This window comes from Streptomyces eurythermus (assembly GCF_014649115.1).
In the GTDB taxonomy this organism is placed as follows: Bacteria; Actinomycetota; Actinomycetes; order Streptomycetales; family Streptomycetaceae; genus Streptomyces; species Streptomyces eurythermus.
On record NZ_BMSK01000014.1, the window covers coordinates 127,931 to 150,794 of the forward strand.

At 70.7% G+C, this 22,864-nt stretch carries 23 protein-coding genes and 2 pseudogenes; 15 read left to right on the plus strand and 10 right to left on the minus strand.

All coding sequences use genetic code 11. From position 1 onward, the window contains the following. Window positions 1-191: 191 nt before the first annotated feature. Window positions 192-1,385 (plus strand): PP2C family protein-serine/threonine phosphatase, encoded by a 1,194-nt coding sequence (locus IE251_RS26200; protein ID WP_189755564.1) that lies wholly within the window; start codon window positions 192-194, stop codon window positions 1,383-1,385. A gap of 31 nt (window positions 1,386-1,416) precedes the next feature. Here the strand turns inward: IE251_RS26200 and IE251_RS26205 are convergent, their stop codons facing one another. After that, complete coding sequence (locus IE251_RS26205) at window positions 1,417-1,929, minus strand: hypothetical protein (protein ID WP_189755481.1); 513 nt, start codon at window positions 1,927-1,929, stop codon at window positions 1,417-1,419. Between the two features lie 801 nt (window positions 1,930-2,730). Between IE251_RS26205 and IE251_RS41225 the strand changes: the two genes are divergently transcribed. Together IE251_RS41225 and IE251_RS26220 are read left to right on the plus strand one after the other, a co-directional pair. Beyond that, complete coding sequence (locus IE251_RS41225) at window positions 2,731-4,020, plus strand: hypothetical protein (protein WP_229896936.1); 1,290 nt, start codon at window positions 2,731-2,733, stop codon at window positions 4,018-4,020. Window positions 4,021-4,228: 208 nt separating this feature from the next. Continuing rightward, a pseudogene (locus tag IE251_RS26220) lies at window positions 4,229-4,774 on the plus strand (transposase); the annotation flags it as partial. Window positions 4,775-4,826: 52 nt separating this feature from the next. Here the strand turns inward: IE251_RS26220 and IE251_RS26225 are convergent. The 3 genes and pseudogenes from IE251_RS26225 to IE251_RS26235 all read right to left on the minus strand — a co-directional run. Continuing rightward, window positions 4,827-5,285 (minus strand): lytic polysaccharide monooxygenase auxiliary activity family 9 protein, encoded by a 459-nt coding sequence (locus IE251_RS26225; protein ID WP_189755482.1) that lies wholly within the window; start codon window positions 5,283-5,285, stop codon window positions 4,827-4,829. 252 nt (window positions 5,286-5,537) lie between these two features. Further along, complete coding sequence (locus IE251_RS26230; protein WP_189755483.1) at window positions 5,538-6,308, minus strand: transposase family protein; 771 nt, start codon at window positions 6,306-6,308, stop codon at window positions 5,538-5,540. A 136-nt stretch (window positions 6,309-6,444) separates the two neighbouring features. Beyond that, window positions 6,445-6,753 (minus strand): annotated as a pseudogene (locus IE251_RS26235) (transposase); the annotation flags it as partial. Window positions 6,754-7,403: 650 nt separating this feature from the next. Here IE251_RS26235 and IE251_RS26240 point away from each other — a divergent pair. Both IE251_RS26240 and IE251_RS26245 read left to right on the plus strand, forming a co-directional pair. Then, entirely contained in the window at window positions 7,404-8,609 is a 1,206-nt protein-coding gene (locus IE251_RS26240; RefSeq protein ID WP_189755484.1) for a S8 family peptidase, read from the plus strand. A gap of 135 nt (window positions 8,610-8,744) precedes the next feature. Next, a complete protein-coding gene (locus tag IE251_RS26245) occupies window positions 8,745-9,950 on the plus strand; it encodes a S8 family peptidase (protein ID WP_189755485.1) in 1,206 nt (401 codons plus the stop codon). A 145-nt stretch (window positions 9,951-10,095) separates the two neighbouring features. Here the strand turns inward: IE251_RS26245 and IE251_RS26250 are convergent, their stop codons facing one another. Continuing rightward, a complete protein-coding gene (locus IE251_RS26250) occupies window positions 10,096-10,794 on the minus strand; it encodes an alpha/beta fold hydrolase (RefSeq protein ID WP_189755566.1) in 699 nt (232 codons plus the stop codon). Between the two features lie 197 nt (window positions 10,795-10,991). On the opposite strand from IE251_RS26250, the gene IE251_RS26255 reads away from it, so the two are divergent. Continuing rightward, entirely contained in the window at window positions 10,992-11,486 is a 495-nt protein-coding gene (locus IE251_RS26255; protein WP_229896938.1) for a hypothetical protein, read from the plus strand. A 92-nt stretch (window positions 11,487-11,578) separates the two neighbouring features. Here the strand turns inward: IE251_RS26255 and IE251_RS26260 are convergent, their stop codons facing one another. Together IE251_RS26260 and IE251_RS26265 are read right to left on the minus strand one after the other, a co-directional pair. Then, window positions 11,579-12,286 (minus strand): B3/B4 domain-containing protein, encoded by a 708-nt coding sequence (locus IE251_RS26260; RefSeq protein WP_189755486.1) that lies wholly within the window; start codon window positions 12,284-12,286, stop codon window positions 11,579-11,581. A gap of 98 nt (window positions 12,287-12,384) precedes the next feature. Beyond that, a complete protein-coding gene (locus tag IE251_RS26265; RefSeq protein WP_189755487.1) occupies window positions 12,385-13,032 on the minus strand; it encodes an FMN-binding negative transcriptional regulator in 648 nt (215 codons plus the stop codon). Window positions 13,033-13,372: 340 nt separating this feature from the next. Between IE251_RS26265 and IE251_RS26270 the strand changes: the two genes are divergently transcribed. Next, a complete protein-coding gene (locus tag IE251_RS26270; protein ID WP_189755488.1) occupies window positions 13,373-13,957 on the plus strand; it encodes a helix-turn-helix domain-containing protein in 585 nt (194 codons plus the stop codon). Between the two features lie 316 nt (window positions 13,958-14,273). Here the strand turns inward: IE251_RS26270 and IE251_RS26275 are convergent, their stop codons facing one another. Further along, the gene (locus tag IE251_RS26275) at window positions 14,274-14,930 is read right to left on the minus strand and encodes an HAD family hydrolase (RefSeq protein WP_030780132.1); all 657 of its coding nucleotides are present in this window, start codon (window positions 14,928-14,930) and stop codon (window positions 14,274-14,276) included. Window positions 14,931-15,141: 211 nt separating this feature from the next. Further along, window positions 15,142-16,179 (minus strand): PHP domain-containing protein, encoded by a 1,038-nt coding sequence (locus IE251_RS26280; RefSeq protein ID WP_189755489.1) that lies wholly within the window; start codon window positions 16,177-16,179, stop codon window positions 15,142-15,144. A 152-nt stretch (window positions 16,180-16,331) separates the two neighbouring features. Between IE251_RS26280 and IE251_RS26285 the strand changes: the two genes are divergently transcribed. Then, the gene (locus IE251_RS26285; RefSeq protein WP_189755490.1) at window positions 16,332-17,120 is read left to right on the plus strand and encodes an SDR family oxidoreductase; all 789 of its coding nucleotides are present in this window, start codon (window positions 16,332-16,334) and stop codon (window positions 17,118-17,120) included. 86 nt (window positions 17,121-17,206) lie between these two features. Then, the gene (locus IE251_RS26290; protein WP_030780124.1) at window positions 17,207-17,452 is read left to right on the plus strand and encodes a hypothetical protein; all 246 of its coding nucleotides are present in this window, start codon (window positions 17,207-17,209) and stop codon (window positions 17,450-17,452) included. 9 nt (window positions 17,453-17,461) lie between these two features. Here IE251_RS26290 and IE251_RS26295 read toward each other — a convergent pair whose 3' ends face one another. Then, entirely contained in the window at window positions 17,462-18,694 is a 1,233-nt protein-coding gene (locus IE251_RS26295) for a glycoside hydrolase family 16 protein (protein WP_189755491.1), read from the minus strand. Between the two features lie 345 nt (window positions 18,695-19,039). Between IE251_RS26295 and IE251_RS26300 the strand changes: the two genes are divergently transcribed. The 6 genes from IE251_RS26300 to IE251_RS26325 are packed head-to-tail and all read left to right on the plus strand — an operon-like array spanning window position 19,040 to window position 22,853. Further along, window positions 19,040-19,234 carry a hypothetical protein gene (locus IE251_RS26300; protein ID WP_189755492.1) on the plus strand — a complete coding sequence of 65 codons (195 nt, stop codon included), beginning with the start codon at window positions 19,040-19,042 and terminating at the stop codon, window positions 19,232-19,234. After that, window positions 19,231-19,683, plus strand: a complete 453-nt coding sequence (locus IE251_RS26305; protein ID WP_189755493.1) for an MrpF/PhaF family protein — start codon at window positions 19,231-19,233, stop codon at window positions 19,681-19,683. The genes IE251_RS26300 and IE251_RS26305 overlap by 4 nt, the downstream gene beginning before the upstream one ends. Beyond that, window positions 19,676-19,936 (plus strand): Na(+)/H(+) antiporter subunit B, encoded by a 261-nt coding sequence (locus IE251_RS26310; RefSeq protein ID WP_189755494.1) that lies wholly within the window; start codon window positions 19,676-19,678, stop codon window positions 19,934-19,936. Before IE251_RS26305 ends, IE251_RS26310 begins: the two co-directional genes overlap by 8 nt. A gap of 34 nt (window positions 19,937-19,970) precedes the next feature. Beyond that, a complete protein-coding gene (locus IE251_RS26315) occupies window positions 19,971-20,708 on the plus strand; it encodes an MnhB domain-containing protein (RefSeq protein WP_189755495.1) in 738 nt (245 codons plus the stop codon). A gap of 34 nt (window positions 20,709-20,742) precedes the next feature. After that, window positions 20,743-21,090, plus strand: a complete 348-nt coding sequence (locus tag IE251_RS26320) for a sodium:proton antiporter (protein WP_189755567.1) — start codon at window positions 20,743-20,745, stop codon at window positions 21,088-21,090. Further along, window positions 21,090-22,853, plus strand: a complete 1,764-nt coding sequence (locus IE251_RS26325) for a complex I subunit 5 family protein (protein ID WP_189755496.1) — start codon at window positions 21,090-21,092, stop codon at window positions 22,851-22,853. The genes IE251_RS26320 and IE251_RS26325 overlap by 1 nt, the downstream gene beginning before the upstream one ends. Window positions 22,854-22,864: the final 11 nt, after the last annotated feature.

Consider the following 22,864-nt stretch of genomic DNA (forward strand, 5'->3'; position numbering starts at 1 on the left):
CCGGCACGGCCGGGAGTACGCTGGCCTTACCGAGAGCTTTTCGGGCGCACGACCACGGCGGCGCCGTTCCCGGCGAGTGACGGACGCGGGCAGCCGCGAGCCGCCTGGTGCTCCTCACCGGCCTCGCCGCCGGTGAGGAGGACACGGACTCGGGGCAGGACACCACTCCGCGGATCATGGCGGGAGAACGGATGACGCCCGAACGGCGCCCGGACCGCTCCGAGAGCTTCGGGGAAGCGCTGCTGGGAGAGGTTCTCGACCGCGCGCACGAGCTTCCTCCCGATCTCATCGCGCCGCTGGTCACCGCCGTGGTGGCGCGACTGGGCGGCAGGCGTCCGCAGGTGCTGCTGCAGGACTACGGCCAACTGCTCCTCGTACCCCTGACCGGCGAGGGCCTCACCCAGGGGGAACCGCAGGTGATCGACGACTCCGCGGCCGGCCGCTGCTTCCTCGACGCGGTCCCCGTGGAACTGCTCGGGGCCGACGGCGTACGGATCCACCTGCCGCTGCTGGACGGCGGCGACCAGGTGGGGGTCATGTCGGTGACGCTCGACGGCATCGACGACGACGTCCGGCGCCTGCTGCTGAGGATCTCCGGACTCGTGGCCGACCTGCTGGTGACCAAGCACGGCTATTCCGACCTGTTCTTCGGCGTCCGGCGCCGCGAACCGATGAGCGTCGCCGCGGAGATCCAGTGGTCCCTGCTGCCGCCGCTGGCGATGATCATGCCCCGGGTCGCCGTGGCCGGGATCCTGGAACCCGCCTACGACGTGGCCGGCGACAGCTTCGACTACGCGCTCAACGGAGACATCCTCCACGTGGTCATGATCGACGCGGTGGGGCACGGACTGAACGCGGCCACCCTGGCCACCGTCGCCATCGGCGCCTACCGCCACGCCCGCCGCCTCGGCATCGGACTGTCGGCGAGCTACGCCTTCATGGACCGCGCCGTCGCGCAGCAGTTCGGCCCCGAACACTTCGTCACCGCGCAGATGATCCAGCTGGACACCACGACCGGGTGGATGCGGTGGGTCAACGCCGGCCACCCGCCGCCGATCCTCGTCCGCGACCACCGCGTCGTACGGCGCCTGGTCGCCCCGACGACCCTCCCGGTCGGCCTGGGCGGTCCGGAGCCACCGGTCAGCGGGCTGCGGCTGGAGCGCGGGGACCGGGTGCTCTGTTTCACCGACGGGCTGATCGAGGAGCACGTCAGGGGAGGGGAGGAGTTCGGCGAGAACCAGTTGATCGACCATGTGAACCGGTTGGAGGCGACCGGCCGCGGCATCCGGGCGGTGACACGCTCCCTGTCCCACACCCTCAAGCGGGCGCGCGGCGGACACACCACGGACGACGCGACGCTGCTCATGGTGGAGTGGCGCGGCTGAACTCCCCCCCCGCTCTCGGCAGCGCCCGCGGTCACAGAACCGCCCGGGCGGTAGGGGCCCGGCCCTCGCACGCCTGCCGGGCTCGATCGACCAGCATGCGTGTCAGGATCTCGAGATGGTCGCCGCCGTACGCCTGCGTCCAGTCCACCGCCTCGATGCGGTAGGTGACACCGACCACGACGCTGCCGAACCTGACCACGGATATCACCGTCTTGCCGGAGGAGCCGTCTTGTCTGCCGAAGGCGTGGCTCTCGTCCCCCAGAGCCGGCAGCGCCATCGAGGGCGGGGTGTCCTTTCTTGTCGACTGGCAGGCCGATCGCGCGGCACTGACGCTGGAGAGCGCGTACACCTCGAATTCGGCGACGTTGTCCGTCGACGGGTCCTTGTACTCGGCTTCGCCGCGGAACGACACGCTAGGCGGATCGGTCCGGCACTGCGCTGCGCCGGCTTCGAGCACCTTCGGAGCGGATTCCTGGGTCCAGCCGCCGGGCACCGCGTCCAGCCCGGGAAGGACCGACTTCACCACGTCACGGTTCTTGAGCACCGGGCGGAGCCGCCCGCCGGCGAGCGAGTTGTCCGCGCCGTCCGCGGAAGCGCCCGCGCCGCCGGCGTCCTGTTGCGACGCCGTGCCGCTTCCCCGGGGCCGGACGAGTCGTCCACGCCGATCGCTCGCACGCCGCCGTACACGGCGAGCGCCACGATCGCGAGCACCAGCGCGACCAACGCCACCAGGGCCCGGACCGCCGCGGGTGGTCGAAATCGTCAGCGGACCGAGGGAGTTGCTGCTGCCACGTAACCGGTTGCCGTCGCCGATGACCACGCTCCTGGGAGGCGCCGGCGGCCGCTGGGGAGGCGGTGGCGCCTCGAACAGGGAGAACAGCCGTCGTGCGAACGCCGGGTCCGCGTCGAGAGCGTCCCGCAGCGCGGCGTGGAGCCGGTCCGCCGCTGCCGAGTCGCCGGGGGCCCGGTCCAGCCCCGTCAGTGCCGCCCGGCCCTGCTCCGAGCCTCCCAGACGTTTCCCTGACCAGGCCGGATACCATCTGCGCCGTCTCCGTGCCGAGCGCGGTCCCCGCGCCGGTGACCGCGGCCACGACGAGAGGTACCACCGCCGACGCCAACCCCCGCTGTGTCCATCACATGCCCGGGCAACCGGAATGATCGCCTGGCGGATCAACACCGTCTGAGTCTCGGGCGCATATCGGCGCGTACACCACCCAACCGGTTCCAGCCCGAACAACCGATGATCTTAAGCCAGTTAACCGGATCTTCCCTCGCCGGACGCTTCAGTCGGGGCAGCATACAAAGCGTGCTCGATCAGCTACGTACCGCAATGAAATGGGGGAAGATGGCCAACCAGCCGAACCCGGATCTCACCAACAGCCTGACCATGCTTCACACGGCCGTCATGCACACGGACAAGAACATCCGGGACGCGCTCGACAAGAGCGTGGAGAAGCTGGAGTCGGCCGGCCAGGCCGCCCAGGACAGGACGACGAAGGAGGTCGTCGACGAACTCGGCCGGATGCGCGCGAACTTCCGCGACGTCTACAACAAGCTGAACGCCAACGGGGAATCGCTCAACAGCGCCGTCCACGACATCGTCGCCCAACTGCGCACCGGACTGCAGGACGTCCGCACCGCGCTCGCGGACCTCACGCCACCCGCGCCGCCGCCACAGCCCGCCGACCCGCCGGCCCCTGCCCCTGGCTCTACGCTGCACGAGGCACCCGGCACCGAACGGGACCGCACCAGCCCCGCGACGGCACCTGTCAGCACCATCACAGAGTCCGACGTACTGCCGGAAGAGGCCGCCCTCCACAGCGTGATCCCGGCGCAGCGCACCGTCGACCCGTGCCCCCCTCCCAGCCCGGCGCTGACGGCCGACGCGGTCCGCCGGGCTGTCCGCGAGGTCCTCAGCGAGGAACTCGCCCCAGTGCTCGCCGCGCTCACCGCCCCGGCCGGCACCGCCGACGAGAACCCGGCCGACGACCAGCACGACGGCCCGGACCCGCTGCATGTGGCAGCCGGGGAGATCAAGCAGGAACTCGGCACCGCGCTGGAGGAAGCCCGCTCCGGTCTCGCCTCACTCCAGCAGGAGATCGCCGACCTGCGCGGCGCCGTGGAGGAGCTGCGGACCCGGCCCGGCCCCGGCTCCGAAACCACGACCGTCGAGGTGAGCGCGGAGCACAGCACCCTTCTCAAGACGGCCGCCCGCGTCTCCGCCGCCTCCCTGCTGTGCCACCGTGACATCTGGGAGTTTCTGACCGCCCACGCCGGACGGCACCCGCACTTCCGCGTGCCGCCACACGTCACCGACGAAGGTGACGAGCGGATCCGCGCCGCGCTGTCCGGCCGCTCCCTGATCGCCCTGTTGATCAGCCTCCACGCCATCAAGCACACCGCCGACAGCGGCGACGGTGACCAAGAGCTCGCCGCCACCTTGTACGAACGGATCGAGAACAGCCTGACCACCCTCGCCCCTGACGGCGAACCGGTCACCATCACCCTCGACGACCGCACCGCCCCCGGCCCCCACACCCCGGCCGCCAACGCACCCGAGAACACGGCCACCCCACCAACTCCCGGGGAACAGAACACCGATACCGGCGCAACAGCCGGCCCCACCACCGCGTAGCCTGCCCCGGCCTGCCACGTCGGCACGAGGACCAGCAGGCCGGGGACAACCGAGTCGGTACTTCGGGATAGGGACTGTTCTGCCCTATGGAAGCCCGTACACCACCGGTGATCATGTAGGAGAACTACAAGTGATGGGAAGTGCTGGAGCGTTAGGGCGAGCACCAAAGCACGTATGACCGCACTGATCAGGCCCATCAAGAAGGGACTCGAAGTCCGCTGCCGGTCGCATTTTGGACCATCTCACACCGTTGCTGGCCAGCTCGCCTGCGCGCCGACCGCGCGAGGGTACCGTCTACATCGTCGACGGCACCCTGATGCCGACCCGTGATCGCAGCGTGGCGGCGTCCAGCAAGAACTACCGGTACTCGACCAACCTGCAGGTCGTTATCGACGCAAACAGTCGCCTGGCCGTGGCGATCGGACTCCCGCTACCCGGCAGCCGAAATGACTGCCGGGCGTTCACGGAGTCCGGCGTCGACCGGGCCTGCCACGGAGTCCTTACGATCGCCGACGGCGGCTACCAAGGCACCGGGCTCCTCATTCCACACCGCAGAAGCCGAGGCCAGAGTCACCGCAGCCCGCGACAGGAAGCGGAGAACGCCGTCCACCGCCGTGCACGAGCACGCGTGGAACACGCCCTGTCACGGCTGAAGAACTGGAAGATCCTGCGAGACTGCCGGCTCAAGGGCAACAGAGTTCACCAAGCCATGCTCGGCATCGCCCGCCTGCACAACCTGGCCCTCACCAGATGATTCGAACTCGATCGGAGTCGCGAGCAGCAGGGCGATGCGACGAGCGCAGGGCTCAGGAGGATTCGATGAGCAGGTCGACGGCCGAGTAGAAGGCGTTCGGGGTGTCCCCGATATTCCATCGTCCGAGGATGGTGTGCCTGCCAGTGAGGCCGCCCAGTGGAACGATGTGCTCCACCACATATGGCGGCGTCGTGTTGTGGGAGTCGAACGTCGTGAGCACGGTGTTGTCGGCGGTGATGGCGATGTACTCCCACGTCGTAGTGCGGTGGGGAGCGGTGAGCGTCCAGGTGAACCCGATCTCCTGCACCCCCGCGGGCACGGTGAAGAAGCAGTCCGCAAAAAGGGAGTCGTCGTTGAGCTCCGGGAAGCGCGCGCCGTCCCCGTTCGGGAGGAGGCTCCCCTTGGGGGCTTCGACGCTCTGCGGCTCGTACTGGACATCCCCCGCGCCGGGGATTTCGCCCAGGCGCGCCCTGGCCTGACGGCTCGGAGGGACGGTGATGTATCCGGACACGTTTTCTCCTGTTGATCACGGGGCAGGCCGGTCCCCTGCCTACCCGGGTCGCATGCCCCCCATCCAAGACAGTCCTCGAACCCCCCTTCCGGGGGATGTTCGGGCGCACAGGGGTACGACGAGGGCGTATGAGCCCACCCTCACTCGCCACTCGACCCGTGGGCACCGCACCGCCGATACGGGACACCCTTTAAAGGGTGTTGCACAAGGCCGTGTTTGGGCAGGTCAGGGCCGGTGCTGGCGGTCTTCTGGTCATGATGCAAGGGCGAGGTTGTGCATGTGGGCGACGGCCTGGACCGCGTGGTGGAGCCCATCGCCGCGCTGCCGGCAGTCGCGGAGGATCTTGTAGTTCTTCATCCGGCCGATCACATGCTCCACCCGTGCACGCACCTTGCGATGGGCGGCGCTGTCCTCTTCCTCGCCCGGCAGAAGAGGGCGGTGCGGGCGTTTGCGGTGCGGCACGACCATCCCGCAGTTGAGGTAGGCGCCATCGCCCAGGACGGTCACGTCCTGGCAGTGGCCGCTCAGCCCGGAGGCCCGCCAGGCGTGCGCGTCCGCGGTGGTGCCCGGCACCGGCCGTGCTGCGGCGATCACCAATCGGGTGTCGGCATCGACGATGACCTGCACGTTCGCGGAGAACCGGTAGTTGCGTGACGATGAGCCGACGTTCCGGTCTCGGACCGGGACCAGGGTGCCGTCCACGATCCACAACCGGTCCGCCGCCTCGGCCGAACGGGAGGCGGGCTCGAGTGCGAGCAAGGGTCCCAGCCGCTGGATGACCCGGCAGGCCGTGGAGGAGGAGACGCCGAACAGCGAGCCCAGTTGACGCATGGTCAGGTTCGTGCGGTAGTACACCGCGACCATCAGCACCCGTTCCGCCAGCGGCAGCGACCACGACCGGCCCCGCAGCGTGCCGTTGCCACCCCGCTCTCGCACTACCTTCAGCAGACCCGAAAACTGCGTCATCCGCAGTCCCGTGAACGTCTCCACCCACATCCGCTCAGCGCGTAAGACCCCGGCCATACAGAAGAGATGCCCAGTTCAGAGCCTTGTGCAACACCCTTTACCGCAGCGACCTCATAGACGGCTGCCTCACTGAGACCGGCCTGGCCATCAGACCCACCTGAGCAACCCAGCGACATCACGAGTTCCACCTCAGTAACCGCCGGTTCTTCTCCCGCAGTTGCCATCGGATCAGATCGTGGATGGTCTGGTCGGTGCCGTCATCGCGCCACTTGTAGAAGTAGTACTTCACCGCGCTGGCGGGCGGCAGGTCGTGGGGCAACAGCCCCCACTGGCAGCCACTGCGGTTCTGGTACAAGATCGCGTTCACGATCTCCCGCATCTCGTATCCGCCCTGGTGGCCACTGACCGACGGATGCGCGGCCTTCCAGGCTGTGATCACGGGCTCGACCAGGGCCCACTGCTCGCCGGAAACGTCACTCGCGTACGGCTTGCGCATGCTCATGCCACAACCCAGTGAACCCCGAACCTCTGACCGGCCGCTATACCCCAACATCACACCATCGAGCGATCACAGACCGGACAGAAGATCACGTTCCGCACTCTGAGTGCCGGAGTCGCACGTCACCGAAGCCTTCGAGGACCTGCACGGCCCTCCGCGGACATGCTCCCGCAGCTCAGCATGGTGAATACGGCTGAATACGGCCCACCGTCGCGAGCGGTCCACAGGGGCTCGGACGATCGGTAGCCTCTCCGCCAATCGACCATCCCGTGTGTCCACTTGCGATGTCACGGCGACGGAACCTCAGCCACGTGCACGCCGTGGGACCACGAAGGAGAGGAACACCATGAGATTCGGCAGAGACGCCAAAGTCGCTGGCGCTTTGCTCGTCGTCCGCGGTGTCCCCTCCACCTTCACCGTTCCGGCCGCAGCCGAACCCGCCCCACCGAACACAGTGGCGGCCGTCCTCGCCGACAAACCGGCTTTCCTGCAAGCGAGTTCGCATGACCGCTTGGCAAGCCCGAACTGCCGGACGTCACAGGCGAAAAGCGTGTTGCGAGGTCTGGACGGCTCTTGTCCCAGACGCGTCAACGTGCTGCGCCTCATGGCACACACCCCCCACAGAAGCACCTGGAAAGAGGAGAAGATTCGCTATGGCACGGAAGCACAGACTGATCGCTGGCGGGATATCGGCAGCGGTGGCAGCAGCCGCGATCGGCACCGTGGCCGCCCTTCCGGCGAACGCGACCCCGACCGAGACCGAGGGCAAGGTCATCGGCGCGAACTCCGCCGATGCCATCAAGGGCAGCTACATCGTCACGATGAAGAAGTCCGCCGTGAACGTGAAGACGGACCAGGCCGAAGGCAAGTCCGTCATCGCGGACCACGGCGGAAAGGTGCGGAAGACCTTCACCGAGGTGCTGAACGGCTACTCGGCGGCCATGTCCGAGGGCGAGGCCAGGGAGCTGGCCGCGGACCCGGCCGTGGACAAGGTCTTCGCCAACGAGAAGGGCCGCCTCACCGGTGAGCAGGACAACCCGCCCTCCTGGGGCCTGGACCGGATCGACACCCCCGAGCTGAAACTGGACCAGAAGTACAAGTACCCGGACAAGGCCGGTGAGGGCGTCACCGTGTACGTCGTGGACACCGGTGTGGAGGCGACGCACCCGGACTTCGGCGGGCGCGCCAAGTCCGGCACGGACGTCGTCGACGGGGACGACGACGCGACCGACGGTCACGGCCACGGCACGCACGTCGCCTCCACTGTCGCGGGCGAGAAGTACGGCGTGGCGAAGAAGGCCGACATCGTCGGGGTCCGCGTCTTCGACAACGGTGGCCACGGCACCGCGGAAAACGTCATCGCGGGCCTCGACTGGGTGGTGAAGAACGCCAGCGGTCCGTCCGTGGTCAACCTGTCGTCCATATTCAACGCCCACGAGGCGCTGGACACCGCCGTCCGCAACACCATCGCCAAGGGCATCACCTTCACGGTAGCCGCCGGTAATTTCTGGATGGACGCGGGTAAATGGTCGCCCCAACGTGTCACGGAGGCCCTGACCGTCGGCGCCACGAACAACACCGACGCGCAGGCCGGGTACTCCAACTACGGCAAGGTGCTCGACCTCTACGCCCCCGGCTCGGGCATCGTGGGTGCGGGCCTGCACGGTGGCGAGGCCACCATGTCCGGCACGTCCATGGCCGCCCCGCACGTCGCGGGCGTCGCGGCCGTGTACCTGGCCGGCCACCCGGACGCCAAGCCCGACGCGGTCGCCAAGGCCCTGACGGACGGCGCGTCCAAGGGCGTCGTCGGCAAGCCGGGTCCGGGCTCCCCGAACCTGCTGCTGAACGTCGTCGAGTGACTTCGGTCGCGTAGCGCTACCAGGAGAACCGGTACCACCACCTGAACCGCAACCGCCGTCCTTCGCCGGGGCGGAGGTTGTCGGGATGACTGATGCCTCCCCCCACCCACCCCCGCTTAGAGGAGAAAATTCGCTATGGCATTGAAGCGCATGAGAGTTGCTGTCGGGATATCGGCAGCGGTGGCCGCCGCCGCGATCGGCACCGCGACCGCCCTCCCGGCGAACGCGACCCCGACCGAGGCCGAGGGCAAGGTCATCGGCGCGAACTCCGCCGATGTCATCAAGGGCAGCTACATCGTCACGATGAAGAAGTCCGCCGTGAACGTGAAGACGGACCGGGCCAAGGGCAAGTCCGTCATCGCGGACCACGGCGGCAAGGTGCAGCAGACCTACACCGCGGTGCTGAACGGCTACTCGGCGGCCATGTCCGCGCAGGAGGCCAGGGAGCTGGCCGCCGACCCGGCCGTGGACAAGGTCGTCGCCAACCAGAAGGCATACCCCGCCGGTGAGCAGGACAACCCCCCCTCCTGGGGCCTGGACCGGATCGACACCCCCAAGCTGAAACTGGACCAGAAGTACAAGTACCCGGACAAGGCCGGTGAGGGCGTCACCGTGTACGTCATCGACACCGGTGTGGACATGAAGAACCCCGACTTCGGTGGCCGCGCCAAGTCCGGCGCGGACGTCATCGACAACGACGACGACGCGACCGACGGTCACGGCCACGGCACGAACGTCGCCTCCACTGTCGCGGGCGAGAAATACGGCGTGGCGAAGAAGGCCAATATTGTCGCGGTCCGTGTCATGAACGACCAAGGCATCACCAACATCGCGACCATCATCGCGGGCATCGATTGGGTGACCCGGAACGCCAGCGGCCCGTCCGTGGCCAACTTGTCGCTGAGGACCCCCGCCAGCGACACGATGGACACCGCCGTCCGCAACTCCATCGCCAAGGGCATCACCTACACGGTCTCGGCCGGAAACGAAAGTGCGGACGCAGGGAACTCCTCGCCTGCACGGGTCAAGGAGGCGCTGACGGTCGGCGCCACGGACAAGAGCGACGCGCAGGCCAAGTTCTCCAGCTACGGCAAGGTCCTCGACCTCTACGCCCCCGGCGTGGACATCGCGAGTGCCAAGAGGGGCGGCGGCGAGGCCACCACGTCCGGCACGTCCCCGGCTTCTGCGCACGTCGCGGGCGCCGCGGCCGTGTACCTGGCCGGCCACCCGGATGCCAAGCCCGACGCGGTCGCCAAGGCCCTGACGGACGGCGCGTCCAAGGGCGTCGTCGGCAAGCCGGGTCCGGGCTCCCCGAACCTGCTGCTGAACGTCATCGAGTAAGCGCCCCGAACCGCGAACAGCCGCCGCCCGGTGCACCGGGCGGCGGCTTTCGTGTGCGTACGGAGTCAGCTGTCCGGCTGGAAACCACCACCGATATCTGGATGGCGTACAGGGTGCCTGCCAGCCCACAAGCGTGGATCTGCGGTCACGTCCCGGCTATGCCGAGGAGGACCTGCGCCAGTTCGCGTGGCTGGGAGAACATCGGCCAGTGGCCGGTTTCCATCTCGATAAGCCGCCAGCGCCCACCGGTCAGCAACTGGGCTACGTCGTCGCTCGGCTCGGGGTCACCGAGCGTGCACTTGATGTAGGTCGCCGGGAGGTCGCCAAGCGGCCCTTCCAGTACGGCGGGTTCAGTCAGCGTGGCACCGGGATGCGGCGTTGAACCGCTCACAATCCGTGCGATCTGCGCGTCGGTGAGACCGTGGCCCTGGAAGTGGGCTGCGAGCGCGACCGGCCAGAATCCCCCGTTCTCGGCGAGCGATGCCCTTACCATCGCTCCGCCATCCGGCCAGGCCGAGACGAACGGTTCACCATCGGTCGGCACACTGGAGTCGAGGAACACCATGTGCAGCAGCCGATCGCCGATCCGCTCGGCGGCCTGACCGCTTGGGACACCCGAGTAGCTGTGACCTACCAGAACGACTTCACGCAGGTCCTGGCGCTCGACCTCATCAACGATGTCCTGGACATGGGTCTGCTGCCCAGCCTGCACGCCTTGCTTCTCAGTGAGACCGGACAGTGTCAGCGGGTGGACGCCATGGCCGGCCGCACGCAGATGCGGCACCATATCGTCCCACGCCCACGATCCGAGCCGCGCCCCTGCAACCAGCACAAAGTTCGCCATGGCCGCACCGTAGCGGAGCGGCCCGACGACCGCTCCGGAAATACGGGCGTCGCACTGATCGGCTTCGATCACCGCTTGCGGTCAGTAAATATGACCTATTTCGGCGGAATCCTTTCTTCGTCGTCGGGACTGTTGGGGGAAGTCGGCGAGGGTACATCACGAGTGACCGAATTCGCGGCAGACTCGCAGGGGGAAATATGGCCAGTGTGGAAAGGGACGGCCCGGACCAGGACGTCGCCGTCGCCGATCAGCCGGTGGCCGCGGCGTGCAACGGCGGAGGCGAAGGGTATTGCGTGGGGCCGACCTTGAGTCGTGCCGAGCTTTTCACGCTCACCGGTGACGGTGACAACAAGGACCACGACACCGGTATCTACATCACCGTCAAGACGAGTGACGAGAAGTCGCTGCTGGCCTCGATCAACAACGCGGACAGCTCCGGCAAGGACATGACCACGTACAACGACGATTCCCATCACATCGTCCCGCTCGTGGTGGAGGCGCCGGGCACGGGCAAGTCGGACTGCTACGGCTTCCGGGTCCGCATGTGGATCAAGACGAACGGCAACGACAACTGGACCATCGACGTCGCCCGCGTCACGCTCTACTTCAGCGACGGCACCACACTGGTCGCCGAGAAATTCGGATTCAACCTCGACGGAGACGGCGACACGGTCGAGTTCGCCGCCCTTTAGGCGAGCGGCCGATGGGGGCTCCGGCCGGTGAGTGGTTCCGGAATGCGTTCCAAGGCCGGTTCAGCGGAACGCATTCCGGAATGCGGCCCCGGTCAGGTGTCGATGCGGGGGTCCGCGGGGCTGAGGTAGTGGACCGTCGTCCGGTCGCTGTGGGGGGCGAGCAGGTCCTGGAGTTCGTCCGCCGCGGTCTTGAGGAGGTGGCCGTCGCGGGTGGCCTGGAGCGTTTCCAGGACGAAGGCGACGCGTGTCGAGTCCTCGGTGACGCGGGTGCGGTGGGCATCGCGGTGGTTCCAGTGGCGGGTCAGCACGCCGGTGGTGTCGGCGTAGATGATCTCGCCGGGCTTCGGTGTCTCGACCGTGTCGGGTTCGCCGAGCGGGGTGAACTCCTCGGCCCCTTCGGCGTGGCGGATGTCGACGTCACCGGTGACGTGGTCGAGGTCGAAGGCGCCGGCGGGCAGGCCGTGGCGGACGGAGACGGCGTTGTAGGAGTCGACGGCCGGGTTGATCCGCGGCAGGCTGCCCTTCTTGGCCATGCGGCGGCCGAGCGCGTCGACGCTGGGACGGACGCGACGGGGGTTGGTGCCGAAGGAGCGGTAGGCGGTGTGCCACGCCTCGATGCGCGGGTCCGTCTCGTCGGCCGGCTGCCAGGTGCCGGCGGCGAGTTGCCGTTCCAGGTCCTCGACGGCCGTGACGGTGGCGGGCCAGGGCTCGTGGCCGCGCAGACCGGTGACGGCGACCAAGGCGATGAGCGTGTCGGGGAAGGCGTCCGCGACGGCGGGGCTGATGCGGAAGGCGGTCATGGGCGAGAACCTGTTTCGTGCGAGTGCGAGTGCGAGTGCGAGTGCGAGTGCGAGTACGCGGGTGCGGGTGTGAGTGCTGCGGTGGCGCAGGGTCCGGGTCAGGGGGTCCAGGTGCCTACGCGGTCCAGCCGGTGCAGTTGCTGTCGGGCGGTGGGTATGTCGAGGCCCTGGCCGCGGCGGGTGAGGCGGTCGGCGACGGCTGTGCGGTGCTCGACGGGCTTGTGGTCGTCGTACTTGAACTTGGCCCGTACGTCGACGACGTCCAGGCGCAGGCCGCGGATGCCGGGGAGCATCCGGCCGTACGGGGGCTCGTCGGGGTCGATCGGGGCGTGGTCGCCGTCGGGTTGGAAGTGTGCCATCTGGCGGCGCAGCAGATCGGCTTTGGCCTCGGGGTCGTCGATGATGTGGGCCCGGCAGGTGAACTGGACGGCGGCGTAGTAGCTGGTGGGGACGCCGTCCGTGGGCGGGATGTCCGGCCTGGCGCGCCAGGGGCCGGGGATGAAGGCGTAGTCGCCGACGACGGTGAAGGTGACGTTCGGGTCGTGCTCGATCGCCTTCCAGACCGGGTTGGGGCGGGCGAGGTGGATCAGCAGACGGCCGTCGCCGGGGGCGAAGTGGGTGGGGACGACGACGGGCGGCAGGCCGGGCGGGCCGTTGACACAGAGTTGGCCGAAGTCGTGGCCCTCGGCGATCCAGTGCTGCCATTCGGCGTCGTCCAGGGCGGCGTCCCAGGGCTGGATGAACATGCGCTTCTCCCTGCGGGAAGGGGGGGGGCGGGTGGCGGGTGAGGGGCGGTGGGCGGTGGGCGGGCAGGGAGGGCGGGACCTCACGGCGGTTCGGCTGGTCCTACGGCGGCCCGGGGCCCTGCGGCGGGCCCGGGCGGCTCCGTCGCGCAGGGACGCGCCGACGCCCTCGGCAGGCCCGGCGGCCGCACGGAGCGTGATCCGCGGACCGACCGGGAGCAGAGCATTCACGAGAGATCCCTTACTATCAATGGAACGACTGAACCGTACAACGTACCGACCGGAGCGTGTCAATCGAACGACCGAGCGGTGCAGTGCAGTGCCCCATTGAGGAAGTGATCGGATGGCAGAGACCGAGGCGGCCCTGCGGACGCTCGCGCGCAACGTCCGGGCGGCCCGTACCCGTGCGGGTCTGTCGCTGGACGAACTCGGCCGGCGGGCCCAGGTCAGCAAGGGTGCCCTGGTCGCGCTGGAGAAGGCCCAGGGAAATCCGAACTTCGCCACCCTGGTACGGCTGGCCGACACCCTCGGCGTCTCCGTCTCCGCCCTGCTGGAGGGCCGCGCCGAAGGACGTGTACGCGTCGTGGCCGCCGGTGATCTGGCCCCGCTGTGGACCGGACCGCGGGGGAGTGAGGCCCGGCTCATGCTGACCACTTCGGGGCCGGCCCCGGCCGAGGTCTGGCGCTGGACGCTGGAGCCGGGCGAGGAGTACCCGAGCCACCCCCACCAGGCCGGCGTCGTGGAGACCGTCAGCGTCACGTCCGGCCGGATGACGCTGATCGTGGACGGCACCGAGCACTCCGTGGAAGCCGGCCAGACCGCCGCCTTCGACGGGGACGTCCCCCACACCTACCGGGGCGCGGGCACCGGGACCTGCCATCTGATCATGACCGTCCACCTTCCGCCCGGCCCCGGCTCGTCGGCCTGACCGCGTCGCCGCGCCGGCTGGGCACCGCCGGTTCCTTCAGGGAACCGCGCCCACGGCTGGCGCCGAGAGGAGCCTGGAACCGGCCGCCGTCATGGAAACGCCCCGGCCGTGACGGGGGAATCACGGCCGGGGCGGTCGGTGGTGGGAGCGGACGGCGGTCGCCTCGCGGCGAAGGGCTCCACAGGGCTTCAGCCGAACGATCGTCCCTGTGGGCGAATGGTGAGGCCCGGGGACACTGTCCCGTCCACACCCACGGCTTGTTCAACGGGCAACCACACTGGGGTGTTCCGTTCACCCCCGTGACCTGCGTCACGGCTCACGCCAGCGGGCTCCCGGCCAGCCGTGCCAGCAGGTCGGCGGGGTCGGCGTACACCGCCTCCGCCCCGGCCTCCTCCAGATCCGCGCGGGGAATCCCGCCGCACAGCACCCCCACACAGCGCACCCCGGCCTTGCTGCCCGCCCGCATGTCCCACACCGTGTCCCCGACGAACACCGCCCGGGAGGCCGGGACTCCGGCCAGCTCCAGGGCGTGCTCCACCGGCTCGGGGGCCGGCTTGCCCTCCTGGACGTCATCGGAACTGGCCGTGGCCGTGATGGCGTCGTCCGCGTCGATCGCCCGGCGCAGCGCGCCCAGCTCGGCGCCGCTCGCCGACGTGGCCAGGACCACCGCCCAGCCATCCCCGCGCAGCCGCCGCAGCAGCTCCGCGGCGCCCGGCAGGGCGGGCAGCCGGTCGAAGTACTGGCCGTACAGCGCCGTGTGCGCGGCGCTCAGCTCGCTGTCCTGGTCCCGGTCGCGGCCGTCGCCGAGCAGGTGGGCGATCAGGTCCGTGGAGCCCAGGCCGACGGCACGGTGCACGGCGTGCATGGGTACCTCGTGCCCCGCCTGGCGGAACGCCTCCCACCAGGTGACGACATGGAGGTGGTTGGTGTCGACAAGGGTTCCGTCCACGTCGAAGACGGCGGCTCGTTCCATGCGGGGATCCTTTCCTGGCGCTCGCTCCGGGAACGGGTACCACGCCGGGGCGGGTCGGGAACCCGTCACGCGGGCGGGGACCCCGTCGCGCGGACCGGAAACCCGTCGTGTGGGCCGGGCCCCGTCGTGTGGGCCGGGGCCCCGTCGCACGGGCCGGGAGGGGCACCCCGCCGGGCGGGTGACAGGCACCCGTCGTGTCGGCCGACCCGGGTCAGGAGCCCGCCGCCCGTGCCGGCAGGCGGCCCTCGTGGGTCCAGGTCAGCAGGTCCTCGGCCGGCCAGGTGGTCACCACCCGCTCGGGCGGCACCCCGCACTCCTCGGCCCGGGCGCAGCCGAGGATCTGCCAGTCCAGCTGGCCGGGGGCGTGCGCGTCGGTGTCGACGGCGAACAGCACCCCCGCCTCGACCGCCCGGCGCAGCAGCCGCCGCGGCGGGTCCAGCCGCTCCGGGCGGCTGTTGATCTCCACCGCCGTCCCCGCCTCGGCGCACGCGGCGAACACCTCGTCCGCGTCGAACTCCGACTCCGGGCGCCCCCGGCCGGTCACCAGGCGCCCGGTGCAGTGCCCGAGGACGTCGGCGTGCGGATCGCGTACGGCGGTCACCATGCGGCGGGTCATGGACCGGGCGTCCATCCGCAGCTTGGAGTGCACCGAGACCACGACCACGTCGAGCCGCTCCAGCAGCTCGGGCTCCTGGTCCAGCGAGCCGTCCTCCAGGATGTCGCACTCGATGCCGGTGAGCAGCCGGAACGGCGCCCAGCGCGCGTTCAGCTCCGCCACCACCGCCAACTGCTCCCGCAGCCGCTCGGCCGACAGGCCCCGGGCCACGGTGAGCCGGGGCGAGTGATCGGTGAGCGCCACCCACTCGTGGCCCAGCCCGGCGGCCGTCCGCCCCATCTCCTCGATCGGGCTGCCCCCGTCGGACCAGTCCGAGTGGGTGTGGCAGTCCCCGCGGAGCAGCGCCCGCAGCCCGGCCCCCGGCCCCTCGACAGGCGCCCCGGCCTCCTCCTCCAGCCGGCGCAGATAACCGGGCACCTCACCGGCCAGCGCCTCCCGCACCACCTGCGCGGTCTTCGGCCCGACCCCCTTCAGCGACTCCAGCGTCCCGGCGGCGGCCCGCTCGGTCACCTCGTCCCCGGGCAGCGCGGCCAGCGCCCGGGCGGCGGTACGGAAGGCCCGTACCCGGTAGGTGGGCGCGAGCGCCCGTTCCAGCAGAAACGCGATCCGGTCGAGAGCGGCGACGGGTTCCATGCACTCAAGGTTCACACCGGCGCCCGGCAGGGGCGCGGGGAACCGCGCGCGCCGTCCCGCACCACCCGCACCCCGGCCCGCACGGCGCACACCGTTTGCGCACCCCGCCCCCGGGTACTGCCATGCCCACACTCACCGAGAGGAGGCCGGTCATGCCCCGAGCGGCCATCGTCACCGGCGCGGACTCCGGCATCGGCCGCGCCACCGCCGTACGCCTGGCCGAGGCGGGCCTGGACGTCGGGATCACCTGGCACACCGACGACAAGGGCGCCGAGGAGACGGCCGAGCAGGTCCGTGCCCACGGCCGTCGCGCCGTCGTGACCCGGCTCGACCTGACCCGGCTGCCCGAGGCCGCCGACACCGTGGACGAGCTGTGCGCGGAGCTGGGCCGGATCGACGTCCTGGTCAACAACGCCGGTACGGGCACGATGACGCCGTACCTGGACCTCACGCTGGACGATGTGCGCCGGGTCCTGGACGTCGACCTCGTCGGCCCCTTCCTGCTGGGCCAGCGGGCCGCGCGCCGGATGATCGAGCAGGGTGACGGCGGCCGGATCGTCAACGTCACCTCGGTGCACGAGCACCAGCCCCGGGTCGGCGCGGCCCCGTACTGCGCGGCCAAGGGCGGGCTCGGCCTGCTCACCCAGGTGATGGCCCTGGAGCTGGCCGAGCACGGCATCACGGTGAACGCGGTCGCGCCCGGTGAGATCGCCACCCCGATGACCGGCCAGGAGGACATTGACGTGCACACCGTGCGTCGGCCCGGCGTGCCGCTCGGCCGGCCCGGCGACGCCCGCGAGGTCGCCGCCGTGATCGCGTTCCTGGCGAGCCCCGACGCCTCGTACGTCACCGGCGCCTCCTGGAGCGTCGACGGCGGCATGCTGCGCATGGGCCCGCAGGCCGGATCCCATCTGACCAGCGACGACTGGCGCCGACCGTGAGTGGCCGCCCGCGGCGGACGCTCACGGTCCCGTGGCCGGCCGCCGTGGACCGCCCGTCGGCCCGCCGAGCGTTCTAGGCTCTATTCATGACCGAACAAGCAGCTCCCCACATATCCCACCCGCGGATCCTGGTCCTCGGCGTGTGCCCGGGCAAGCCGGGTGAGCCGCCGTTCCGGATCATGGAGATCGATGGTCAGGTGGTCGGTGAGGCCAGGAACGTCACCGACGTCCTGGAGGCGGCGGCCTCCTACGGCATCACCATTCATGATCTCGACGATCCGGACGTGATCCGGTTCGTGGGCGGGGACAAGTACACCTGGCGGCCGCGCTGAGCGGACCGCTCAGCCGACCGTCCACTTCTGGTTGGCGCCGCCCGTGCAGGTCCAGATCTGCAGCCGCGTCCCGTTGGCCGAGTTGTTCCCGGCGACGTCGAGGCACTTGTTCGCCTGCGGGTTGACGATGTCGCGGGCCGCCGGCAGGGCCCACTTCTGGGCGGGGCTGCCGTTGCAGTCCCACAGCTGGACGGGCGTACCGTCGGCGGTGCCGCCGCCGCTGACGTCCAGGCACTTGCCGAGCGCCCGCAGTGTGCCGTCCGAGCCGACGGTCCACGCCTGCGCGTTCGTGCCGTTGCAGTCGTAGAGCTGGACCGGGGTGCCGTTCGCGGAGTTCGCGCCGGCCACGTCCACACACTTGCCCGCCAGGCCCCGGATCGGCACCCCGGCGGCGCTGTCGCTCGTCGTCACCGACACCGAGTCCACCACCAGCGTCTGCGGGAACTGCGTGGAGCCGTCCGGGTCGCCGGGCCAGTAGCCGCCGACCGCGAGGTTGAGGATCAGGAAGAACGGCTTGTTGAACACCCAGGTCCTGCCGCCCAGATCGGCGGGCGTGCGGCGCTGGTAGACGTTCCCGTCCACCGACCAGGTGATCGAGTCGGGCGCCCAGTCGACGGCGAAGGTGTGGAAGGCGTCCGCGAAGGCCTGCCCGTTCGGCAGGGTGTAGCCGGCGCCTATGCCGCCCGAGCCGGAGTAGCCGGGGCCGTGGATGGTGCCGTGCACGGTCGACGGTTCGAAGCCGACGTTCTCCATCACGTCGATTTCGCCCGAGTCCGGCCAGTTGACCGGGGTGCCGAGCATCCAGAACGCCGGCCACATGCCCTGCCCGCGCGGGATCTTCATGCGGGCCTCGACATGGCCGTACTGGGCGGTGAACTTGCCGGCGGTGTTCAGCCGGGCCGAGGTGTACTGGCAGCTGCCGTACCAGCACTGGTAGCCGGCCGGGTTCTCCTTGCGGGCCGTGATCACCAGATGGCCCTGACCGTCCAGGGCCGCGTTCTTCGTGCCCGAGGTGTAGTACTGCCGCTCGTGGTTGTTGACGTTGTCACCGGTCTCCAGCGTCCACTTGGAGCCGTCGACCGCCGCGCCCGCGGGCCCGTCGAAGGTGTCGGAGAAGGTGGTGACGGCCGCGGCCGCCGGGGCGGTGCTCTCGGCGCGCGCCGGACCGACGGCGGCGGAACCGATCAGCGCCGCGGACAGGGCGGCGAGGAGACATCTGCGGAGCAGGCGTGGGGAGGCCATGGCTCTCCCTTTCTCGTGGGGGTCATCGTGGGGGATCCCGCGGGTCCCGCGGGGATGCGTGTCTTGATTTAAGGGGTGAGATAAGGGGCCGTCAATACTCTGGTACGGACCAGGTGTCGACGCCGGGCCGTACGGGCCCCTCGACCGCCCGGCGGCAACTTCCCGGCCCGGCACGCCGGTTGCCCGGTCGGACCCGCCCGGGTTTCCGTTCACGCCTCCGGGGCACTCCGGGTGCGGACCCGCGTGCCGCCGCTCCCGCGCGGGTCCCGCGGTGCTTGGATGCCCCTAGTGGCATTCCGGGCATATCGCCGCGAACCCCTGCGCGACGCACCGAGGAGGTGCCGCATGAACCGCCGTACGGCCCCCCGCGCGGTCCTCCTGGCCGCCGGTGAACTCCTGGCCTGGTGGGCGGCGCTGGCGCTGCTGTGGCTGGTGCTGATCACGACCGTCGACACCCTCGAGCGCATCGTCGGGGCGGGCTGTGCCGCCGTGGGCGCGGTGCTGGCCCGGGCCGGCCGACGGGCGGTGACCTGGCGGTGAACGGCTGGAACCTCGCGGCGGCCGTCCTGCTCGGTGCGGGCGGGACCGCCGCGCTGTGGGGCGTGACCACCGGCCCGCCGGCCCGCCGGGTGATCGCCCAGAACATGACCACCTCCGCCGTCTGCCCGGCCCTGCTGCTCCTCTCCCAGGGCTACGGCCGCCCCGCCTACGTCGACCTCGCCCTGCTGCTCGCCCTGCTCGGCCCGGTCGGCACGCTGGTCTTCGCCCGGCTGCTCTCCGGCGACCTGTCCGACGGCCGCCCGGGCGCCTGGGGGCTGACCTGGACGGCCGCGGGAGCCGGCACGGTCGTCGTGACCGCGCTGTGCGTGGCCGTCGGCCCCGGCCGCGCCCTGGTGAAACTGCTGGTGACCGGCGCCCTGCTGATCGGCGGCAACGTCATCGCCTCCCGGGCGCTGGCCGGCGGGTTCCGGGGGGTGCGGGGTGGCTGACGTGCTGATCGTCGTCGCCCTGCTGCTCGTCGCCGCCTCCGCCACCGCGGCCGTGGCCCAGCGCGACCCCGCCCGCCAGGCGCTGGTGCTGTCCTTCATGGGCGTGCTGCTGGCCGCGCTGTTCACCGTGCTCCAGGCCCCGGACGTCGGCCTGTCCCAGCTCGCCGTCGGCTCGGCCCTCACCCCACTGCTGATCATGCTGTCGGTGCGCAAGGTCAGACGGCGGGGCCGCGCGAAGAAGGAGACCGAGTGAACCGGCTGCGGGGGTGTGCGGAGAGGGGGCCGAAGTGAACCGGCTGCGGCTGTGGTTGCTGGCCGTGGGCGGCGCAGGGCTCGCCGTCCTGCTCGTCGCCGCCTGCCTCGACCTGCCCGACTTCGGCGGCGACCGCCACCCGTACGGCGACCGGGCCGTCCACGCCTCCCTCCTGCGGCACACCGCCAACACCGTCGCCTCCGTCAACTTCGACCAGCGCGCCTACGACACCCTCGGCGAGATGAGCATCCTGTTCGCCGCCGTCCTCGGCTGCGTGGTGCTGCTGCGCCAGGCCCGCGACGAGCACCGCGCCCCGCCCGAACCCGCCGAGGTGGCCCGCCCGGTCCGCCGCTACGCCCTGCTCGTGCTGCCCGTCGCCCTGGTCACCGGCCTCTACGTCATCGCCCACGGCCAGCTCAGCCCCGGCGGCGGCTTCCAGGGCGGGGTCGTCGCCGCGACCGCCCTGCACCTGCTCTACCTCGGCGCCGACTACGGCGCGCTGGAACGCGTCCGCCCGCTCGGCCTCTACGAGACCACCGACGCGCTCGCCGTCAGCGCCTACCTGGTCCTGGGTCTCGCCCCGGTCCTGGCCGGCACCGCCTTCCTGGCCAACACGCTGCTGCCGTACGGCACGTTCGACACGCTGTCCTCCGGCGGCACCGTCCCGCTGCTGAACGCGGCCATCGGCATGGAGGTGGCGAGCGCGGCCGTCGTACTGCTCGCCCACTTCCTGGACCAGGCCGTCGAGATCGAGGAGGAGCACGGCAGTTGAACACCGCGGACGAACCGGAAAGGCGCACACCGTGATGCACGTCCTGCCGTACCTGGTGGCCGCCTACCTCTTCCTGACCGGCTGCTACGGCCTCGCCACCAGCCGCAACCTCATCCACGCCGTGGGCTGTCTCGCGGTCTGCCAGTCCGCCACCTACGTCCTGCTGCTCGCCGTCGGCTACCGCGACGGCGGCACCGCGCCCGTCTTCTCCGACATCCGGCCCGGCTCCCGCCCGGTGGTCGACCCGGTGGTGCAGGCCCTCACCCTCACCGACATCGTCGTGGGCGCCACCGTCACCGCGCTGCTGCTCGCCCTCGTGCTGCAGATCGCCAAGCGGCACGGCACGGTCGACCCCGACGAACTGCGGGAGCTGCGCGGCTGATGCGCCATCTGCTCCCGCTGCCCGTCGCCCTCCCGCTGCTCGGCGCCGCCCTGCTGGTGGCCACCGGCCGCCGGCTGCCCCGGATCGCCGTCGAGATCGCCGGGTTCGTGGTCTCCGGAGGCACCGCCGCCCTCACCCTCGTCCTGCTCCTCGACTCCGCGCCGACGATGACCGAATGGGTCGGCGCCTGGCCGCCCGCCGGGCGGGAGAGCGTCGGCATCCTCGTCGTCGGGGACGGCCCGGCCCTCGGCATGGCCACGCTGGCCTCACTGCTCACCCTCGCCGCCCTCGCCTACTCCTGGCGCTACTTCGACGCGCCCCCGCACGGCCACACCGGCGCGTTCACCGCGCTGATGCTGGTCTTCCAGGGCGCCATGTGCGGATTCGCCCTCGCCGGCGACCTGTTCAACGCGTTTGTGTTCTTCGAGCTGATGAGTGTGGTGGCGTACGCCCTGACCGGTTACCGCATCGACGAGGCCAAGGCCGTCCAGGGCGCCCTCACCTTCGGCATCGTCAACTCCCTCGGCGCGTACGCGCTGTTGCTGGGCATCGCCCTGCTCTACGCCCGTACCGGCGAACTGGCCATGGCGCGGATCGGCCACGGCCTCGACGCGACCGGACCCGGCGGACCGGACGCGCTGGTCCTGGCCTCCTTCGTGCTGGTGCTCACCGGACTGCTGGTCAAGGCGGCCGCAGTGCCCTTCCACTTCTGGCTGCCCGACGCGCACGCCGTCGCCCCCACCCCGGTCTGCATGCTGCTGTCCGGCGTCATGGTCGAACTCGGCGCCTACGGCGTGTGGCGGGTGTACGGCACCGTCTTCGCCGGCCCCGGGGGCATCCCCGCCGCCGACCTGACCCGGGCACTGGTGGCCCTCGGCGCCCTCACCGCCGTGACCGGCGCCGTCATGTGCTGGTACCAGCGGCACATCAAACGGCTCCTCGCCTACTCCACCGTTGCGCACACCGGACTGTTCCTCGTCGGCCTCGGCGTGCTCACGCCCGAGGCCGACGGCGGCGTCGCCCTGTACCTCCTCGGGCACGCCGGGGTGAAGGCCGCGCTGTTCGCCTGCGCGGGCGCCCTGCTGGACCGGTTCGGCAGTGTCGACGAACACTCCCTGCACGGCCGGGGCCGGCCGCTGCGCGCGACCGGGGTGATGTGCGCCGTCGGCGCCCTGGGCCTGGCCGGGCTGCCGCCGTTCGGCACGGCGCTCGGCAAGGCGGTCACCGAGGAGGCGGTCGGCGGCCCGCTCACGGTGGTGTACGTGGCCGCCTCCGCGATCACCGCGGGCGCGGTGCTGCGGGTCACCGCCCGGGTCTTCCTCGGCCTCGGGCCGCGCCCCCGGGACGCGGAGTACGAGACGAGCGGCTCGGACGAGGAGCCCGAGACCACCGGTCTGCTGAGCCGGATCCCGGACACCATGACGACCGTGCCCGCCGTGCTGCTCGCCGCCGCCCTCGCGGTGGGCGTGGTCCCCGGCTTCGGCACGCTGGTCGCCCGCTCCGTCGCCCGGGCCGGCCCGGGCGGGGCGCACGCCGCCGCGCACTGGACCGCGCACGGCGTACTGCTGGGGGTGGCCTCCGCCGTGCTGGCCGTGGCGCTGGCCGGTCTCGCCGTCATTCGCCCGGACTGGACCTCCGCGCCCGGCTGGGCCGCGCCGCTCAGACGCCTGCAGTCCGGACACGTCGGCGACTACGTGGCCTGGCTGCTGGTGGGCACGACCGTGCTGGGGGCGCTGGCCCTGCCGGGGGTTCTCGGGTCCTGAGCCGCCGTAGG

What these genes read in the sequence shown, in the direction of transcription:
- IE251_RS26280 (WP_189755489.1), bottom strand. Translation starts at nt 16,179, where the DNA reads ATGGAACCCGTCGCCGCTCTCGACCGGATCGCGTTTCTGCTGGAACGG.
- IE251_RS26285 (WP_189755490.1), top strand. Translation starts at nt 16,332, where the DNA reads ATGCCCCGAGCGGCCATCGTCACCGGCGCGGACTCCGGCATCGGCCGC.
- IE251_RS26295 (WP_189755491.1), bottom strand. Translation starts at nt 18,694, where the DNA reads ATGGCCTCCCCACGCCTGCTCCGCAGATGTCTCCTCGCCGCCCTGTCC.
- IE251_RS26200 (WP_189755564.1), top strand. Translation starts at nt 192, where the DNA reads ATGACGCCCGAACGGCGCCCGGACCGCTCCGAGAGCTTCGGGGAAGCG.
- IE251_RS26290 (WP_030780124.1), top strand. Translation starts at nt 17,207, where the DNA reads ATGACCGAACAAGCAGCTCCCCACATATCCCACCCGCGGATCCTGGTC.
- IE251_RS26255 (WP_229896938.1), top strand. Translation starts at nt 10,992, where the DNA reads ATGGCCAGTGTGGAAAGGGACGGCCCGGACCAGGACGTCGCCGTCGCC.
- IE251_RS26245 (WP_189755485.1), top strand. Translation starts at nt 8,745, where the DNA reads ATGGCATTGAAGCGCATGAGAGTTGCTGTCGGGATATCGGCAGCGGTG.
- IE251_RS26325 (WP_189755496.1), top strand. Translation starts at nt 21,090, where the DNA reads ATGCGCCATCTGCTCCCGCTGCCCGTCGCCCTCCCGCTGCTCGGCGCC.
- IE251_RS26230 (WP_189755483.1), bottom strand. Translation starts at nt 6,308, where the DNA reads ATGGCCGGGGTCTTACGCGCTGAGCGGATGTGGGTGGAGACGTTCACG.
- IE251_RS26275 (WP_030780132.1), bottom strand. Translation starts at nt 14,930, where the DNA reads ATGGAACGAGCCGCCGTCTTCGACGTGGACGGAACCCTTGTCGACACC.
- IE251_RS26320 (WP_189755567.1), top strand. Translation starts at nt 20,743, where the DNA reads ATGCACGTCCTGCCGTACCTGGTGGCCGCCTACCTCTTCCTGACCGGC.
- IE251_RS26265 (WP_189755487.1), bottom strand. Translation starts at nt 13,032, where the DNA reads ATGTTCATCCAGCCCTGGGACGCCGCCCTGGACGACGCCGAATGGCAG.
- IE251_RS26300 (WP_189755492.1), top strand. Translation starts at nt 19,040, where the DNA reads ATGAACCGCCGTACGGCCCCCCGCGCGGTCCTCCTGGCCGCCGGTGAA.
- IE251_RS26240 (WP_189755484.1), top strand. Translation starts at nt 7,404, where the DNA reads ATGGCACGGAAGCACAGACTGATCGCTGGCGGGATATCGGCAGCGGTG.
- IE251_RS26270 (WP_189755488.1), top strand. Translation starts at nt 13,373, where the DNA reads ATGGCAGAGACCGAGGCGGCCCTGCGGACGCTCGCGCGCAACGTCCGG.
- IE251_RS41225 (WP_229896936.1), top strand. Translation starts at nt 2,731, where the DNA reads ATGGCCAACCAGCCGAACCCGGATCTCACCAACAGCCTGACCATGCTT.
- IE251_RS26260 (WP_189755486.1), bottom strand. Translation starts at nt 12,286, where the DNA reads ATGACCGCCTTCCGCATCAGCCCCGCCGTCGCGGACGCCTTCCCCGAC.
- IE251_RS26250 (WP_189755566.1), bottom strand. Translation starts at nt 10,794, where the DNA reads ATGGCGAACTTTGTGCTGGTTGCAGGGGCGCGGCTCGGATCGTGGGCG.